Origin of the sequence: Mesonia sediminis (assembly GCF_042684705.1) — a bacterium.
Lineage (GTDB): Bacteria > Bacteroidota > Bacteroidia > Flavobacteriales > Flavobacteriaceae > Mesonia > Mesonia sediminis.
In genome coordinates this window covers 112,565-128,496 of the sequence record NZ_JBHULZ010000008.1, presented here as the reverse complement: position 1 = coordinate 128,496, position 15,932 = coordinate 112,565, and the positions used below count along the sequence as shown (strand labels likewise).

General features: G+C 36.5%; 15 protein-coding genes. 6 read left to right on the top strand and 9 right to left on the bottom strand.

Features of this window, described 5'->3' with window-relative positions; genetic code table 11:
• From ACFSQ0_RS01940 to ACFSQ0_RS01920, 5 genes are all read right to left on the bottom strand, one after another.
• A complete protein-coding gene (locus tag ACFSQ0_RS01940; protein ID WP_379043366.1) occupies nucleotides 1-240 on the bottom strand; it encodes a DUF7218 family protein in 240 nt (79 codons plus the stop codon).
• Between the two features lie 80 nt (nucleotides 241-320).
• Entirely contained in the window at nucleotides 321-1,061 is a 741-nt protein-coding gene (locus tag ACFSQ0_RS01935) for a pseudouridine synthase (protein WP_379043363.1), read from the bottom strand.
• Nucleotides 1,062-1,063: 2 nt separating this feature from the next.
• Nucleotides 1,064-1,903: an alpha/beta hydrolase gene (locus ACFSQ0_RS01930; RefSeq protein ID WP_379043360.1), complete on the bottom strand. Its 840-nt coding sequence runs from the start codon at nucleotides 1,901-1,903 to the stop codon at nucleotides 1,064-1,066.
• Nucleotides 1,904-1,927: 24 nt separating this feature from the next.
• Nucleotides 1,928-2,542, bottom strand: a complete 615-nt coding sequence (locus ACFSQ0_RS01925) for an inorganic diphosphatase (protein WP_379043357.1) — start codon at nucleotides 2,540-2,542, stop codon at nucleotides 1,928-1,930.
• Nucleotides 2,533-3,084, bottom strand: coding sequence for a hypothetical protein (locus ACFSQ0_RS01920; RefSeq protein WP_379043354.1), 552 nt, complete (start codon nucleotides 3,082-3,084; stop codon nucleotides 2,533-2,535). The genes ACFSQ0_RS01925 and ACFSQ0_RS01920 overlap by 10 nt, the downstream gene beginning before the upstream one ends.
• Before the next feature lie 115 nt (nucleotides 3,085-3,199).
• Here ACFSQ0_RS01920 and ACFSQ0_RS01915 point away from each other — a divergent pair, with 115 nt between their 5' ends.
• A complete protein-coding gene (locus ACFSQ0_RS01915) occupies nucleotides 3,200-3,832 on the top strand; it encodes a 7-carboxy-7-deazaguanine synthase QueE (protein WP_379043351.1) in 633 nt (210 codons plus the stop codon).
• Here the strand turns inward: ACFSQ0_RS01915 and ACFSQ0_RS01910 are convergent.
• A complete protein-coding gene (locus ACFSQ0_RS01910) occupies nucleotides 3,829-4,365 on the bottom strand; it encodes a DUF2911 domain-containing protein (RefSeq protein WP_379043348.1) in 537 nt (178 codons plus the stop codon). The two genes, ACFSQ0_RS01915 and ACFSQ0_RS01910, sit on opposite strands and share 4 nt — an antisense overlap.
• 137 nt (nucleotides 4,366-4,502) lie before the next feature.
• On the opposite strand from ACFSQ0_RS01910, the gene gyrB reads away from it, so the two are divergent.
• The 5 genes from gyrB (at nucleotide 4,503) to secDF (ending at nucleotide 12,759) form a co-directional block, all read left to right on the top strand.
• Nucleotides 4,503-6,440: a DNA topoisomerase (ATP-hydrolyzing) subunit B gene (gene gyrB / locus ACFSQ0_RS01905; RefSeq protein ID WP_379043345.1), complete on the top strand. Its 1,938-nt coding sequence runs from the start codon at nucleotides 4,503-4,505 to the stop codon at nucleotides 6,438-6,440.
• Between the two features lie 88 nt (nucleotides 6,441-6,528).
• Nucleotides 6,529-7,542 (top strand): DUF6588 family protein, encoded by a 1,014-nt coding sequence (locus ACFSQ0_RS01900; protein ID WP_379043342.1) that lies wholly within the window; start codon nucleotides 6,529-6,531, stop codon nucleotides 7,540-7,542.
• Entirely contained in the window at nucleotides 7,539-8,561 is a 1,023-nt protein-coding gene (locus ACFSQ0_RS01895) for a DUF6588 family protein (protein WP_379043339.1), read from the top strand. Before ACFSQ0_RS01900 ends, ACFSQ0_RS01895 begins: the two co-directional genes overlap by 4 nt.
• Nucleotides 8,562-8,642: 81 nt before the next feature.
• Nucleotides 8,643-9,569 carry a malate dehydrogenase gene (mdh, locus tag ACFSQ0_RS01890; protein ID WP_379043336.1) on the top strand — a complete coding sequence of 309 codons (927 nt, stop codon included), beginning with the start codon at nucleotides 8,643-8,645 and terminating at the stop codon, nucleotides 9,567-9,569.
• 181 nt (nucleotides 9,570-9,750) lie between these two features.
• On the top strand, nucleotides 9,751-12,759 hold the full coding sequence (gene secDF, locus ACFSQ0_RS01885; RefSeq protein ID WP_379043333.1) for a protein translocase subunit SecDF: 3,009 nt from the start codon (nucleotides 9,751-9,753) through the stop codon (nucleotides 12,757-12,759).
• 533 nt (nucleotides 12,760-13,292) lie between these two features.
• Here the strand turns inward: secDF and lgt are convergent.
• From lgt to cysS, 3 genes are all read right to left on the bottom strand, one after another.
• The gene (gene lgt / locus ACFSQ0_RS01880; protein WP_379043330.1) at nucleotides 13,293-14,117 is read right to left on the bottom strand and encodes a prolipoprotein diacylglyceryl transferase; all 825 of its coding nucleotides are present in this window, start codon (nucleotides 14,115-14,117) and stop codon (nucleotides 13,293-13,295) included.
• Between the two features lie 85 nt (nucleotides 14,118-14,202).
• Nucleotides 14,203-14,427 (bottom strand): membrane protein insertion efficiency factor YidD, encoded by a 225-nt coding sequence (gene yidD, locus ACFSQ0_RS01875; RefSeq protein ID WP_379043328.1) that lies wholly within the window; start codon nucleotides 14,425-14,427, stop codon nucleotides 14,203-14,205.
• A complete protein-coding gene (gene cysS / locus ACFSQ0_RS01870) occupies nucleotides 14,420-15,913 on the bottom strand; it encodes a cysteine--tRNA ligase (RefSeq protein WP_379043325.1) in 1,494 nt (497 codons plus the stop codon). Before cysS ends, yidD begins: the two co-directional genes overlap by 8 nt.
• Between the last annotated feature and the right edge of the window lie 19 nt (nucleotides 15,914-15,932).

The window sequence follows — 15,932 nt, the reverse complement described above, 5'->3', positions numbered from 1 at the left end:
TTAGTTATTGCGTAAGGCTTTGATAATTTCATCCTTATTCATGGTAGACCGACCGTCAATTCCAATATCTTGGGCACGCTCATATAACTCTTGCTTGGTCCAATCTTCGTACGGTGATGCCTTTCCTCCTTTTTGGCTAGCATTTTTGGTGTTGGCAATGCGGGCAGCCTTTTCTTGGCTATATCCTTGATCTCTTAAGGCTTCGTATTGTTCTTCATTTTTTATACTTGGTCTGCTCATATCTTATCTTTTGCTCTAAATTTACCAAGTATTTTTAAATATCCTCCTTAAAAGAATGTTAGATTTTATGAGTAACTATATTATTTATTTCGTGAATATGTTTTTTTTGAGCTCTTGAGAATAGTTTGTAGATCAGTTAATTCTTGTTGGGTCAGTTCCCTATACTTGCCTACAGGAACATCTAGAGGAATATTTATTATTCGCGTTCGTTTAAGTTGAACCACTTGGTAACCTAAATACTCGCACATGCGTCTTATTTGCCTGTTTAAACCTTGAGTAAGGACAATTTCAAAATCGTGGCTTCCTGTTTTCTTTACGTGGCATTTTTTTGTAACCGTTCCTAATATGGGGATTCCGTTTTCCATACGCTTAATAAATTGCTGGGTTACCGGCCGATTCACTTTTACTTGGTATTCTTTACCGTGGTTGTTGTTAGAGCGCAAAATTTTATTCACAATATCTCCGTCGTTGGTTAATAATAATAAACCTTCACTAGGCTTGTCTAACCTACCTATAGGGAAAATCCTAGTAGGGTAATTTATATAGTCTATTACATTATTTTTTTCAACGCGAGTATCGGTTGTACAAACAATTCCTACCGGTTTATGAAAAGCAAGATAAACAGGTTTTTCTTTAGCGACAACGATTTTACCGTTAACGGCTACCTGATCTTCGGGTAACACTTTTGTTCCCATTTCGGGTACCCTGCCGTTTATAGTTACTACTCCAGCCGCAATGAGTTCGTCGGCTTTGCGCCTTGAGCAAAAGCCAGCTTCACTTAAAAATTTATTTATTCTTATGCCTTGTGGGGTGTCACTCATGACTAATTTGCATTTAAAAATTTTATTATTTCCGTGTTCACTTCAGGGCTGTATAATGAATGACCTAGTCCTTCTGTTTCAATCAAAAATGAATTTTGCCAAGCATTATGTATACTTCTCGATGCATAAACAGGTGCAATTTTATCATACTTATCATGAATAATTAAGCCTGGTATTTGAAGACTTTTAGCAAATCTAGCAATAGAAAAATCATTGTATTTATACCCGAGGTTTTTAAAAAAATAATTTTCTAAATCTTGAATTAAAGAAGGTCTAAGTTTTAAAATAGCTTGATAATCGCTAATTATTTTTTGCAATTCTGATGGAGGGCCAAGTAAAACCAATTTTTCAATTGGAGATTTATACGTATATTGCTCGTAAACGCTGGCCATAGCGCCCATACTGTGCCCAATAACATAGGCGGGATTTATTTTTTGTAGCGCCTGATGAATTACTTGAGCATATAAAGGCACGTGTATGATTTTTCCCATTGAATTACCATGCGCGGGAGCATCTAATGCGTAAATATCAAACGACTGTTCTTGAAGTCTTTCAATGAGTTTTTTCCAGCGGTGTGTGTTGCTTTCCCAACCATGAATTAATAAGACCCTTTTGCCTTCTCCGGGCCATCTGTAACATTGAATTGAGTTGCCCTCAACCATTATTTCTTGGGTCTTTGCTGGATTTAAAAACGCGTTATGATGAGGTTTGGCTTTTCCCAATCTTGGCGTGCAAAAGAGCTTATAGGCTTTTTTGGTGGCTTTCGCCGAATGCACTAAGTGAAGCGAATTTAATTGCGCTCCAATTATTTTAGGGATGAATTTTTTAATGGTCTTTTTCATATTTCCGTAAAGTAAAAAAATATATTAATTAACCTGATGCGCTTTAACAAATTTTAAAGCCGCTTGTTCATCTTGCCAAGAAAGCACTTTTTGGTAAGGGCCCAATCGATAATCTTCAAAATACCTGTTTATCGTTTTGATTATGTCTGGGTGGTTGGCGGCCAGTTCTTCAAAATTCTCAAATGGAGACCAGGCCTGCGACTTGCCAGAATCGATACCCACCAGTTTATAGGTAATGGTATCTTGAGTAGCAACTTTAAGTAGCGCTAATAATTTTACACCTACGGTTTGTGCTTGTTTTGCATCAGTGTTTACCAAAAGCACCTCTAGTGGCCTGTTTGATTTACCTAACTCAATTTGGGTAGAGGGTATGAAGCCGATACTAAAGGGTAGCGCAAGGTACTTGATTTTTCCTTGTTTTAAAAAACTAGTGTCTGGCAAAAAACGCTTGTCTTTAATCTGATAGGTGTTTTTAATAAGTGAGCCCGCGGTTGTGCTTATGATCGATTGCAACTGACCATTTTTAAATGAATTTTGCTCATATAAATTGGTTGTGGCTGGTTCTCCTTGTTTGCAGCTTGACAAGCTTATAAACCCCATAAGCAATAACCAAATCTGGTAATTACCGCTTAGTCCCATCCTAAATAAAGGTGTTTGATTGTTGCTTGATCTTGAATTTGACTGGGTGCAATGGGTAAATTGGTATTGTATTTGGCATCTCCGCTTACAAATTCTTTATCGATGCTTAAGTATAGATTCTGCTCGTTTAGAAAAATTACCGCTGTGCGTAGCGTATTTTCAATACGCGAAATTTTATAGTGTTCTTGAATTTTTCTAAAAGTAGATTGTATAGAGATTCCTTTCGCAGTGTGAAATAAAGAGTCTTTTATTTGAATGTTGGCTACAGTACTTGTAGAATCAAAATCATTTTTGGGAATTAAAACCAGACGTTCCCGACCTTCTTTTGAGTATACGATAAATTCATCTTGACTACTAAACCTACTATTAATGCGCCGCTTTACAACCGAATCATTTTTAAATATAGAGTCTAAGGTGTATATGGGCGTGTCTTTTTGTAATAAGCCAATTTGGTTAGGCTGAATCAATAAGGATTGGTCGGTTTTTGAGGGTTGACAGGCATTTAATACAAGGATAATTGATAAGGCGCTAAAAAGTCTCATAAAAGTAAAAAATTAAGCTGCAAAATTAGTAATACTAACTTGGTTCAAGAAATTTAAGCATATAATATTTGGTAAGTCTATTTTTTAAAAAGGGTATTGTTTATCTTTGCAGCCTATGACAAAGAAAGAACAGGAAAAACTGGTAAGTACGGGCGAAATGTTACCCTTGATGGAAGAATTCTACACCATACAAGGAGAGGGTTTTTATAAGGGGATAGCCGCTTATTTTATACGAATTGGAGGTTGTGATGTAGGCTGTCATTGGTGTGATGTTAAAGAAAGCTGGGACGCAGAAAAGCATCCGCCAAGTTTGACCTCAAGTATTGTTAAGAAAGCCTTAGATAATAGCAAAACTGTTGTTGTAACAGGGGGAGAGCCTTTAATGTGGAACATGAATCCTATTACGGAAGCCATTAAACAAGGGGGTGGCAATACCCATATTGAAACTTCTGGCGCCTATGAAGTTACTGGAGTTTGGGATTGGTTTTGCCTATCGCCAAAGAAAAATAAATTACCAACTTTAGAAGCTTATAAACGCGCAAATGAGCTTAAGGTAATTGTTTACAATAAACACGATTTTAAATTCGCAGAAGAACAAGCTGCTCAAGTAGGCGAGGATTGTATTTTATATTTGCAGCCAGAATGGAGCGTTAGAGATAAGATGATTCCGCTTATGGTTGATTATGTAATGCAAAATCCTAAATGGAAAATCTCATTGCAAACCCATAAATATCTTAATATACCTTAATCTAAAGTTTTTTTAAAAGGAATCTTTATAAAAGTATCGTCCCAGCCTATGAATAAATTGATACCGTTTTGGGCCGGCTGAAAGGCTATAGAGAAAACTTCGATTATACTAGCCGCTCTTTGCGCAGGAACCTTTACTCTAAGGGCATCAAGCTTTTCGTTATAATTAAAGGCACCCCAAGCATTTTGAGCTTCATTAAAAATTACCGTCCAAATTTTAGGGCCTGGAATAGTATATAGACTATACGTGCCCGGGTCTAGACAAATACCGTTAATATACAACTCTTCATAAAGAGTAATCTCTGTAGACTCATTGGCGCCCGTGCGCCAAACTTGATTAAACGGAACCAGCGCACCAAAAATTTCTCTATCCTTTTTACGAGGACGACTGTAAATAATTCGAGCCAACGGCGAGTTGTCGGTATTTCGAATTACGCTTACGTCCATAGGGCTTTCATCTAGATCTTTGAAGTCTTGTGCCAAACCCATTTGGTAAGTGCATATGAATAAGAAAAAGATGATAAGGTAACGCATGCTAATTTTTTGCTAAGATAATAAAATTGAAATCCATACAACCAGTAAAAAAATGTTAATAACTTAAATTTGAATGGAGCGTTAGGCTTTTTTTACCCACGTGCTTTTGCTATATTTGTTGATAATAAGTTAGACCTATGAGCGAAGAAAATAAAAAGAATTATTCGGCCGATAGTATTCAGGCCCTAGAAGGGATGGAGCATGTAAGGATGCGTCCGTCTATGTATATTGGAGATGTAGGAAATAGAGGATTGCATCACTTGGTTTATGAGGTGGTAGACAATTCTATAGATGAAGCCATGGCAGGTTATTGCGACTCCATAGACGTAATAATTAATGAAGATGGCTCTATTACCACCAAAGATAATGGGCGGGGTATACCTGTAGATATTCATAAAAAAGAGGGAGTTTCTGCGTTACAGGTGGTTATGACCAAGATTGGAGCGGGAGGAAAGTTTGATAAAGATTCGTATAAAGTTTCTGGAGGTTTACACGGTGTAGGAGTTAGTTGTGTGAACGCATTATCTGTTCATTTGCACGCCGAAGTGCATAAGCAGGGTAAGGTGTGGGAGCAAGAATATGAAAGAGGTAAGCCTTTATATCCCGTTAAAAGTACAGGAGAAACAGATTACAACGGAACAATAGTTACATTTAAGCCAGACGATCAAATTTTTAAAGAGGGTACACGATATAATTATGAAACCTTGGCAAGTCGTTTGCGCGAATTGGCTTTCTTGAATAAAGGAATCAAAATCTCTTTGACAGATAAAAGAGAGCAAGATGAAGATGGTAACTTTAGAAGTGATGCTTTTCACTCTGAGGAAGGATTAAAAGAATTTATCCGCTTTCTAGATGAAACTCGTGAACCTATTATTCAAGATGTAATCTCTATGGAAGGAGAAAAAAATGAGATTCCTGTTGAGGTTGCGATGATTTATAACGATTCTTATAATGAGAATTTGCATTCATACGTAAATAATATTAACACACACGAAGGAGGTACACACCTTAGCGGATTTAGAAGAGGCTTAACATCTACATTAAAAAAATATGCCGATGCTTCGGGAATGTTAGAAAAACTTAAATTTGAAGTTTCTGGTGATGATTTTAGAGAAGGATTAACCGCAATTGTTTCAGTAAAAGTGGCTGAGCCTCAATTTGAGGGGCAAACCAAAACAAAATTGGGTAATCGTGAAGTGACTTCTGCGGTTTCGCAAGCCGTTTCTGAAATGCTTGAAAACTATCTCGAAGAAAACCCTAACGATGCCAAAACCATTGTTCAAAAGGTAATATTAGCCGCTCAGGCTCGCCACGCTGCCAAAAAAGCAAGAGAAATGGTGCAGCGGAAAACCGTTATGAGCGGAGGAGGACTTCCGGGTAAATTATCCGATTGCTCAGAGCAAGATCCAGAGCAATGTGAGGTGTTCCTTGTCGAGGGAGATTCGGCAGGTGGTACGGCTAAACAGGGTCGTGATAGAAATTTTCAAGCAATTCTGCCACTTAGGGGTAAGATTTTGAATGTCGAGAAAGCTATGCAGCATAAGGTTTTCGAGAATGAAGAGATTAGGAATATATATACCGCTCTTGGTGTAACTATCGGTACAGAAGAAGATAGTAAAGCACTTAATTTGGAAAAATTAAGGTATCATAAAATTGTAATTATGTGTGATGCCGATGTAGATGGTAGTCATATTGCAACCTTAATTCTTACCTTTTTCTTTAGGTATATGCGCGAGCTTATTGAAGCTGGACATATATTTATCGCGACACCACCTCTTTACTTAATTAAAAAAGGTAGTAAAAAAAGATATGCTTGGAGTGAGAAGGAACGAGATGAGATTTCTAATGAATATGCAGGGGGTATAACCATACAGCGATACAAAGGTTTGGGAGAGATGAATGCTGAACAGTTGTGGGATACCACCATGAATCCAGAATTTAGAACGCTACGTCAAGTGACTATTGATAACGCCAGTGAGGCCGATCGTATTTTTTCAATGTTAATGGGAGATGAAGTACCTCCAAGAAGAGAGTTTATTGAGAAAAATGCAATTTACGCAAATATAGATGCATAACACATTTTAGCTTCGTGTAAAAAAAACCTGCTTATTACAGCAGGTTTTTTTATAGAAAAAAATGTACATTTAACAAAAATTAACGCTTTTGATTGTTAGAACCTATTCCTTATGCATTCTTTTTTTGATTAGCTGTCGAATTCAGGCGCAAGAAGATTTAAATGCATTTGTCGAGCATTTAGTTAAAGATGTGAGTCAATTTGGTGAAGCTTTCGTAGATCCTGCTGCAATTGGGCTAATGTTTAATGTGAGCAATGCTTGGTATAGTTCGGCCAAGACCAAAAAATGGGGTGAATTAGATTTTAGCTTGGCCTCTAATATAACCTTTGTAGATCGTAGTAAAAATAGTTTTACCCTCAACACAAAAGATTATTATAATTTAAGATTTAAAGATGGTAGTAACATTAAAGATGTAGCCAGCATCTTTGGTACAAACGAGCCAGATGTAAATGTATTGATAGATTATCAAGTAGGAGATGAGCAGGAAGTTATCGAAATAAGATTGCCCCAAGGTGTAGACGAAAATTTTAGATTGGCTCCGCAGGTTTTTATGCAAACTGATATTGGTTTGCCTTGGGCTAGCGAGCTTAAATTGAGGTATTCACCAAATATTGCTTATGGTCCAATCGAGCGTAGTATGTGGGGGCTAGGTTTGCAACACGAACTCACCCATTGGTTTAAAACCGAAAACTGGTCTTTGTCTGCCTTAATCGCTTTCAATAAATTTGAAGGCTTTTTTGACACAAAGGAGTCCGGTGAAATTCAAAATGAGAAGCAAGGAATCAATACGCAGATGAATATTGTACATGCTGCTCTCATAGTGTCAAAAGTTTTAGGAAAGTTTGATTTTTATGGAGGGGGAGGTTTTTTTACTGCGAAAGCCACTACGCATTTTAATGGTGTTTATGAAATTGATAGACAAAATGAATTATTTCAATCCCTTGTGAAAAAGTTTTCTGTTGAAAATAAAGCAACCAATTTCAATTTTACTGCAGGTGTAAAATACAATATTAGCAGTGCCTTAAGTACAAGAGTAGCTGCAAGTTTACAGCAATTCTACGCCATTCATTTAGGGGTTTCCTATAAAATATATTATAGATGATAAACAAGTCAATTATTAAAACGGGAATTGTGATTTCACTTTTATTAAGTGGATTCATCGCTAAGGCACAGACAGAGGTTCAAGATATTCTTCAGGCCGGTTTAAGTGACGCCAAAACCTACCTTGGAAAATATATAGAACCAGCAACTTCAACCCTGAGTTACTTGGTAAATACAGGCTGGTATTATCGAGGTAAAGCAAAAGATGCGGGACGTTTTGAGCTTTCGCTGATTACTAATGCAGCTTTTTTACCAGAAGAAAAGCAAAAATTTTTATTTAGAGAATCAGATTATGAACATTTGAGTTTGCCCTCTGGTCAAAAACAAGATCATGTGCCAACTTTACTGGGCTCTAAAGAAAGTGTAAATGTTTTGGTGCGATTTGAGGATGAAAACGGAGATACGCAAAGTTTTTCATTAATGTTGCCTGGTGGCTTACTAGATGAAAAACTTAACACTGTGCCTTCGGCATTCCTACAAGGATCGGTTGGTTTAGGGTGGGGCCTTGAACTTAAGGCTCGAGTGATACCTAAAATTAATTATGGCGATGTAGAAACCGGACTTTATGGAGCTGGACTGCAATATGAAATCTCAAGGTTGTTTAGCAAAAAAGATGATGCTAATATTGCTGTTTCATTGTTAGCTGGTTACACCAAGCTTGAGGCTAGTTATGCCTTAGAATCTGCACAGGTTTCATCCGCGAAAGCGAACTTAGAATCAAATGTTTCAGCTTGGCAATTTGCTTTAGTAGGTTCTACCAATTTCAAAACCTTGAATTTTTATGGGGGCCTAAACTATAATCTGCAAAATAGAGAGACTGGTTTAATGGGGCGTTATACTATAAGTGAGGGGGAGTTGGCAGGACAAACCATTACCAATCCGTTTACAATAGTTCAAGATGATGCTGTGGTCTCAGGAACCTTGGGTTTGAATCTGCGGCTTGGTTTTTTTGACCTGAACGCAGCCTATAATTTTCAAGAGATAAATACCTTAAATGTGGGATTAAATTTTGGTATTTAAAGTCTGCATTTAGCTATAAAATAAATGCTTTTTGTATTTTAGCATCTCAAAATCATTCAATTAATTAAAATATATAAAACTATGAAAGTTACTGTTGTAGGTGCAGGAGCAGTTGGTGCTAGTTGTGCAGAGTATATCGCTATTAAGAATTTTGCTTCAGAAGTGGTATTGTTAGACATTAAAGAAGATTACGCAGAAGGGAAAGCGATGGATTTGATGCAAACCGCCTCGTTAAACGGATTTGACACCAAGATAACTGGAAGCACAAACGATTATGCTAAGACGGCAGGCAGTGATATTGCTGTAATTACAAGTGGAATCCCACGTAAACCAGGAATGACTAGAGAAGAACTTATTGGTATTAATGCGGGAATTGTAAAAGAGGTTTCTAGCAACATTATTAAGCATTCTCCAGATGTTATAATCATTGTAGTAAGTAATCCAATGGATACAATGACCTATTTAGTGCATAAAACTACCAATTTACCTAAGAATAGAATCATTGGTATGGGAGGGGCTTTAGATAGTGCACGATTTAAATATAGATTAGCAGAGGCTTTAGAGGCTCCAATTTCTGATGTAGACGGTATGGTAATTGGAGGGCACAGCGATAAAGGAATGGTGCCCTTAACACGTTTGGCAACTCGCAATAGTGTGTTGGTTTCAGAATTTATTTCTGACGAGCGTTTAAATCAAGTGGCTGCAGATACTAAAGTAGGCGGAGCGACCTTGACCAAGATGTTAGGGACTAGTGCTTGGTATGCGCCAGGAGCCGCGGTTTCTGGTTTAGTACAGGCAATCGCGTGTGACCAGAAAAAAATGTTTCCTTGTTCTACGCTTTTAGAGGGTGAGTACGGATTAAACGATCTTTGTATTGGTACCCCTGTAATATTAGGTAGAAATGGAATTGAAAAGATTGTTGAAATCGAACTAGATGAAAACGAAAAGAAGCAACTTCACGAAAGTGCTGAGGGTGTTAAAAAAACAAACGGTTTATTAGATTTGTAAACCACAATATATCAAGATAGGCTGTTTAAAAAAAATATTTTCTCTTCTAGCAAGATGATATTAAGTTTTTTAGACAGCCTTATTTGTGAAATTTATCTTAATAAAAATATTGGCAATTCTTTTTCGAAAGCCTATATTTGTCCGTTTTATAAAAATAAACTATTAATTAACTTAAAGAATAATGCAGAATAAGGGAATAATCAAGCTATTCGCAATTCTATTCGGTTTGGTAAGTATTTACCAATTATCGTTTACATTTATCGCAAACAGTGTCGAAGAAGACGCAGAGGCATATGCGAAGCAAAAAATAAGCACTGAGGTTCAAAATTACTCAAGTTTAAGAGAAATTGAAGAAGGTAGATATCTAGATTCTGTAGGGAATCAAGAGATCTTTGCTGGTATAACCTACAATACCTCAAAAGACAAAGAATTAAATAAAGGGTTAGACCTTAAAGGAGGTATAAATGTTATTTTACAGATTTCTGTAAAAGACATTTTAAGAGAATTGGCGAACAATTCTAAAGATCCTGCCTTTAATAAAGCTTTAGCTAGAGCCGATGAGTTGCAAAAAGAATCGCAAGATGATTATGTAAACTTATTTTTTGAAGCATTTGAAGAGACGCCTGATGCCAAATTGGCCTCACCTGATGTTTTTGCCAATAAAAATTTGAGCGACGATATCAATTTTGAGATGAGCAATGCTCAAGTAAAGCCAATCATTAGAAAACGTATAGATGAAAGTATAACTTCGGCATTTGAGGTACTTAGAAAGCGTATTGATAAGTTTGGTGTTACCCAGCCAAATATTCAACGTTTGGGTAATTCTGGAAGAATTTTGGTAGAGCTTCCAGGAGCAAAAGATATAGATCGAGTTAAGAAATTACTTCAAAGTACAGCTCAGTTAGAATTTTGGCATGTATTCAAAGGGCAGGAATTAGCCCCCTTCTTGGCGCAAGCAAACGCTAAGTTGAAGGAAATGCAAGCATCAAAAACAGAAGAAGCAACAAATGATAAGGCACAAGACTCTACCAGTACAGATCAAGATATTGATGATCTTATCGCAGATGCAGAAACTGATGATGCTGCAGATATCGCTAAAAATAATCCGTTATTTAGTAAATTACAGCCAGTTGCTGGTCAAGGACCAGTTTTAGGAACTGCAAATATTAAAGATACGGCTGCGGTTGGCGCTTACCTAAGAATGCCACAAATTCGCAATTTGCTTCCCGCTAATCAGCGCTATGCAAAATTTGTTTGGGGAAAACCAGTAAACGGCAGCGAATTTATTGACTTATATGCTTTAAAAGCGAATAAAACCAATACACCAGACCTTAGTGGTGGAGTAATTACTAACGCTACCCAAACGTATGATCAATTGGGGAGAATAGCGGTTTCTATGGAGATGAACGGTAAAGGAGCAAAAACCTGGGAAGAAATGACTACGGTAGCCTTCAACAACCAATCTCAAATTGCTATTGTTTTAGATGATATTGTATATTCTGCACCAGGAATTTCTAGTGGTCCAATATCAGGGGGTCGTAGTGAAATAACAGGTAGTTTTACCATTACCGAGGGGCAAGATTTGGCCAATGTTTTGCGTGCTGGTAAACTACCAGCTTCTGCAGATATCGTACAAAGTGAGGTGGTTGGGCCTTCTTTAGGTCAAGAAGCCATAGACAGTGGTATTCTTTCTTTTGCTATTGCACTAGCCTTTGTATTACTTTGGATGGTGTTTTATTACGGAAAAGCAGGTCTTTTTGCAGATGTAGCCTTAGCAGTTAATATTTTATTTATTTTTGGTATTTTGGCAGGATTAGGTGCTGTTCTTACACTGCCTGGTATTGCTGGTATCGTTTTAACCATTGGTATGTCTGTAGATGCTAACGTTCTTATATTTGAGCGTATTCGAGAAGAACTTTCAAAAGGTAAAGCACAAGTTGATGCCATTAAAGACGGATTTAGCAATGCATTATCTTCTATTTTAGATGCCAATATTACTACTGGCCTTACGGGTATCATCCTGTTGGTTTTTGGAACCGGACCTATTAAAGGTTTCGCTACCACCTTGTTAATTGGTATTTGTACATCTCTATTTACGGCTATTTTCATTACTCGTTTGTTTATCGACGGTTATGGAAAGAATGGTAAATCTTTAGATTTTGCCACTGCAGCAACTAAAAACCTGTTTAAAAATGTAAACATCAAGTTCATTGTAAAACGTAAGATTTCTTATGTAGTTTCAGGAATTTTAGTTGTAGCTAGTGTAGCAGCTTTACTTACTACTGGCCTTAACCAAGGGGTAGATTTTGTAGGAGGAAGAACCTATACCGTTCGTTTTGATAAATCAGTTACGGCTTCAGAAATTGAAAACAAATTGGTAGATGTTTTTGGTAGTGCAGAAGCTAAAACCTTTGGAGCCGATAACCAATTAAAAATTACGACAAAGTATAAAGTTGAAGAAGAGGGTACAGAGGTAGATAATGAAATAAGCAACATGTTATTTGAGGCGCTTAAAGCGGATTTACCTGAAGGATTAACTTATGAAGAGTTTAACCTTTCAAGTGGAGAAGGTCACCAAGTAGGAGTGATGTCTTCTATGAAAGTTGGGCCTACCATAGCAGATGACATTAAAAAAGCTTCTGTTTGGGCCGTTTTAGGTTCATTAATCGTTGTGTTCTTATATATTTTATTCCGATTTAGAAAGTGGCAATTTAGTTTAGGAGCAGTAGCTGCGGTGTTCCATGATGTTGTTATTATTTTAGGGGTATTCTCAATAGCAAAAGGATTTATGCCTTTTAGCATGGAAATAGATCAAGCTTTTATTGCAGCTATTCTAACGGTTGTTGGTTATTCATTAAATGATACGGTGGTAGTATTCGATCGTATCAGGGAGTATTTTAACGAGCACACTACTTGGCCCTTTAAGAAAACCATTAATGCTGCTTTGAATAGTACCATTAGTAGAACAGTGAATACATCGTTAACAACGCTTATTGTTTTATTAGCAATTTTCATCTTTGGTGGAGAAAGTATTCGAGGATTCATGTTTGCATTAATTATTGGTGTGTTAGTAGGTACTTACTCCTCTTTATTTATTGCAACACCCTTAATGTATGATACTGCCAAGAAGAAAAGCGATGAGTTATTAGCTAAAAAAGAGGAAGAAATTGAAGAAGAAGTTATAGCTTAAATCTTGCTTAAATAAATATTAAAAAAAAGTTGCTTCACTAATTGAAGCAACTTTTTTTTTAAAACTATTTTTCTGAGAAGTAATATATCTTTTCGAATCAATGGGAAACCCGAAACAACAACGGATTAAAAAACGGAATATGGGTTAGAATTTTTCAAGCACCTGTTCAAAAACTTTTAGAGGTTCATCGAAATACAGTGTAGAAATCAACAAAATAAGCTATAATAATAATGATTTAAAAAGACCCAGTAGCACCCTTAATTTTTTTTAATGGATTTAAAAGGGTTGTTGTAATTGACCGTTATTGTCTTCGTACTTTATTTGTTTTGTAGTTCAATAAGTAAACGTACATACTAGTTTTGTTATAAGCGACGACTTATATTTTAAAATACGGTTTACGGAAATGTAGAATCTAAGCATTCAGGTTTAGGTTTACCTGATTGATCGATTTTTTGATCATAAAAAAACCAGCAAAAGAAATTTTACTGGTTGTATAATAAAGTCCGGTTAAGTTTCCTTTAAGGGAAGCAATATTAATTCTTCGAGAATTGTTGCTGGGCGCGAACAATTAATAATAAACCGATGGCAATGAAAGGTAAACTTAGCCATTGTCCTGTATTTAAAGCCCATTCGGCACGTTGATCTACTTGTGCTTCCTTAACAAATTCTACCATAAAGCGAACACTCCAGAGCATTACTAAAAATGCTCCGAAAATAAAACCGAGCTTTTCCTTGCTGTTGGTGCTCCAATAAAGATAAGAAAGAATAATAAACACGATAACATAACAACCAGCCTCATATAATTGAGCTGGATGCCTAGGGAAATTTTCGCCTAGTTGGGCGAAGATTACACCATAGTCAGAAAAAGTGGGTTTACCAATAATTTCAGAATTAATAAAATTACCTATCCGAATAAAAACCCCACCAATGGCTACGGGTAATACAATGCGATCTAGTATAAATAGCATTGGTTTTTTTAGAATTTTTTTGGAATACAGATACATCGCTAAGATTATACCTATGGCTGCTCCGTGACTGGCCAAGCCTTGAAATCCTGTAAATTCAAATTCTGGATTAAATCTGGCTGGTAAAAGAATAGATAGTGGGTCTTCAAAAATTAATTCAGATTGATAAAAGAAAACATGACCTAAGCGAGCTCCTAGTAGGGTCGCGATAACGGTATAAAGAAATAAAGGATCTAGTTTTTCTTCCGATATATTTTCGTGGGCAAACATCTTTTTGATGATATACCACCCCAATGCAAACGCAATAACATACATCATACTGTAGTATCTAAGCGTAAAAAAGCCTAAATCAATTCCTAAAGACGGATCCCATACTATGGCATTACTTATCATATACTAATTTTTACTGTTGACAGCGTAAATATAAGGATATATTTAGCTTAGAGTAGAGATTGTAGAATTAAATCAGTGGTTTGAATTAAGGAACGGGATCATAGCCACTTTCTCCCCAAGGATGACATTTTGAGAATCTTTTAAAGCTTAAATAACCACCTTTAAATAATCCATGTTTTTTAAGTGCTTCTTGTGCGTAAGAAGAACAGGTTGGACTAAATCGACAAGTCGCAGGTGTAAGTGGCGAGATAAATTTTTTATAGAGCCAAATTAAAGCTAAGAAAGGCGCTATAAATATTTTCTTAATCATTTTTAATGGTAAAAGATGTGCCTTCACGGCTATCTTTTAACTGAATACCCACTTTGTTAAGTTCGTCCCTTATTAAGTCACTAAGTGAAAAATCTTTGTTATCGCGAGCCTTTTTTCTTAAACTAATAAGTAATTCTACTAATTTTTCTACGCGATTTCTATCTTGACCACTAACAAGGTCAATATTAGGAATTAAACCCAAAACATCAAAAACAAAATTATGCATTGTTTCAGATAGTAGCACTTTGTCTGCAGCGGTTATTTTAGCTTGTTCTGTACGAACTGCGTTTATCATTTTTACCGCCTCGAAAAGATGTGCAATTAGAATTGGACTATTAAAATCATCATTCATAGCATCGTAGCAGTTTTGGCGCCATTTACTGATGTTCAAACTGCTTTGATTTGATTCTGGAAGTGATTCGACTAAGCTTATGGCTTCCATTAAGCGATTAAAACCTTTTTCTGCCGCCTGCAGAGCTTCATCTGAAAAATCGAGAATACTTCTGTAGTTGGCCTGAAGCATAAAAAATCGGGTAACCGAGGGACTATAAGATTTACTCAATACATCATTGTTACCAGAAAATAATTCTTTTGGTAAAATATTATTACCGGTACTTTTGGCCATTTTTTTACCATTTAAGGTAAGCATGTTGGCATGCATCCAATAGTTCACAGGAGACTTATCGTGTGCGGCTTCTCCTTGAGCAATTTCACATTCGTGATGAGGGAATTTTAAGTCCATTCCTCCTCCGTGAATATCAAATGACTCTCCTAAATATTTGGAGCTCATTACGGTGCATTCTAGGTGCCAACCGGGAAACCCAACACCCCAAGGGGACGGCCAGCGCATAATGTGCTGCGGTTCAGCTTTTTTCCATAAAGCAAAATCTTGTGGATTCTTTTTATCTGATTGCCCGTCGAGTTCGCGGGTATTCGCAATCATATCTTCTAATTTTCTTTTACTCAGAATACCATAGTGTTTACTTTGGTTATATTTTATAACATCAAAATAAACAGAGCCGTTGGCTTCATAAGCTAAGCCTTTTTCAATAATTTTTTTGATCAGTTCTATTTGCTCAATAATATGACCTGTCGCAGTAGGCTCAATGCTTGGTGGTAAGTTATTGAATTGATGTAAAATCTGGTGAAAGTCTACCGTGTATTTTTGAACCACTTCCATGGGTTCAATTTCTTCTAAACGAGCCTTCTTTGCAATTCGATCTTCGCCAGTTTCGGCATCGTTTTCTAAATGACCAGCGTCTGTTATATTACGCACGTAACGCACTTTATACCCTAAATGCTTTAAATACCTGAAAACTAAATCAAAAGAAATAAAGGTTCGGCAGTTCCCTAAATGCACGTTACTGTAGACAGTGGGGCCACAAACATACATTCCCACATAATCTTTCGTGATAGGCTTAAAACGTTCTTTTTCTCCCGTAAGAGAATTGTAAATTTTTAACTCTTGATTTTCGTATAAGGGCATGGGTATAATTTTTAACTTG

Bases quoted from the DNA above. Each gene is read 5' to 3' on its own strand.
- ACFSQ0_RS01925 (WP_379043357.1), bottom strand. From the start codon at position 2,542: ATGGGACTAAGCGGTAATTACCAGATTTGGTTATTGCTTATGGGGTTT.
- ACFSQ0_RS01895 (WP_379043339.1), top strand. From the start codon at position 7,539: ATGATAAACAAGTCAATTATTAAAACGGGAATTGTGATTTCACTTTTA.
- ACFSQ0_RS01915 (WP_379043351.1), top strand. From the start codon at position 3,200: ATGACAAAGAAAGAACAGGAAAAACTGGTAAGTACGGGCGAAATGTTA.
- yidD (WP_379043328.1), bottom strand. From the start codon at position 14,427: ATGATTAAGAAAATATTTATAGCGCCTTTCTTAGCTTTAATTTGGCTC.
- ACFSQ0_RS01910 (WP_379043348.1), bottom strand. From the start codon at position 4,365: ATGCGTTACCTTATCATCTTTTTCTTATTCATATGCACTTACCAAATG.
- gyrB (WP_379043345.1), top strand. From the start codon at position 4,503: ATGAGCGAAGAAAATAAAAAGAATTATTCGGCCGATAGTATTCAGGCC.
- ACFSQ0_RS01940 (WP_379043366.1), bottom strand. From the start codon at position 240: ATGAGCAGACCAAGTATAAAAAATGAAGAACAATACGAAGCCTTAAGA.
- mdh (WP_379043336.1), top strand. From the start codon at position 8,643: ATGAAAGTTACTGTTGTAGGTGCAGGAGCAGTTGGTGCTAGTTGTGCA.
- ACFSQ0_RS01930 (WP_379043360.1), bottom strand. From the start codon at position 1,903: ATGAAAAAGACCATTAAAAAATTCATCCCTAAAATAATTGGAGCGCAA.
- ACFSQ0_RS01920 (WP_379043354.1), bottom strand. From the start codon at position 3,084: ATGAGACTTTTTAGCGCCTTATCAATTATCCTTGTATTAAATGCCTGT.
- cysS (WP_379043325.1), bottom strand. From the start codon at position 15,913: ATGCCCTTATACGAAAATCAAGAGTTAAAAATTTACAATTCTCTTACG.
- lgt (WP_379043330.1), bottom strand. From the start codon at position 14,117: ATGATAAGTAATGCCATAGTATGGGATCCGTCTTTAGGAATTGATTTA.
- secDF (WP_379043333.1), top strand. From the start codon at position 9,751: ATGCAGAATAAGGGAATAATCAAGCTATTCGCAATTCTATTCGGTTTG.
- ACFSQ0_RS01935 (WP_379043363.1), bottom strand. From the start codon at position 1,061: ATGAGTGACACCCCACAAGGCATAAGAATAAATAAATTTTTAAGTGAA.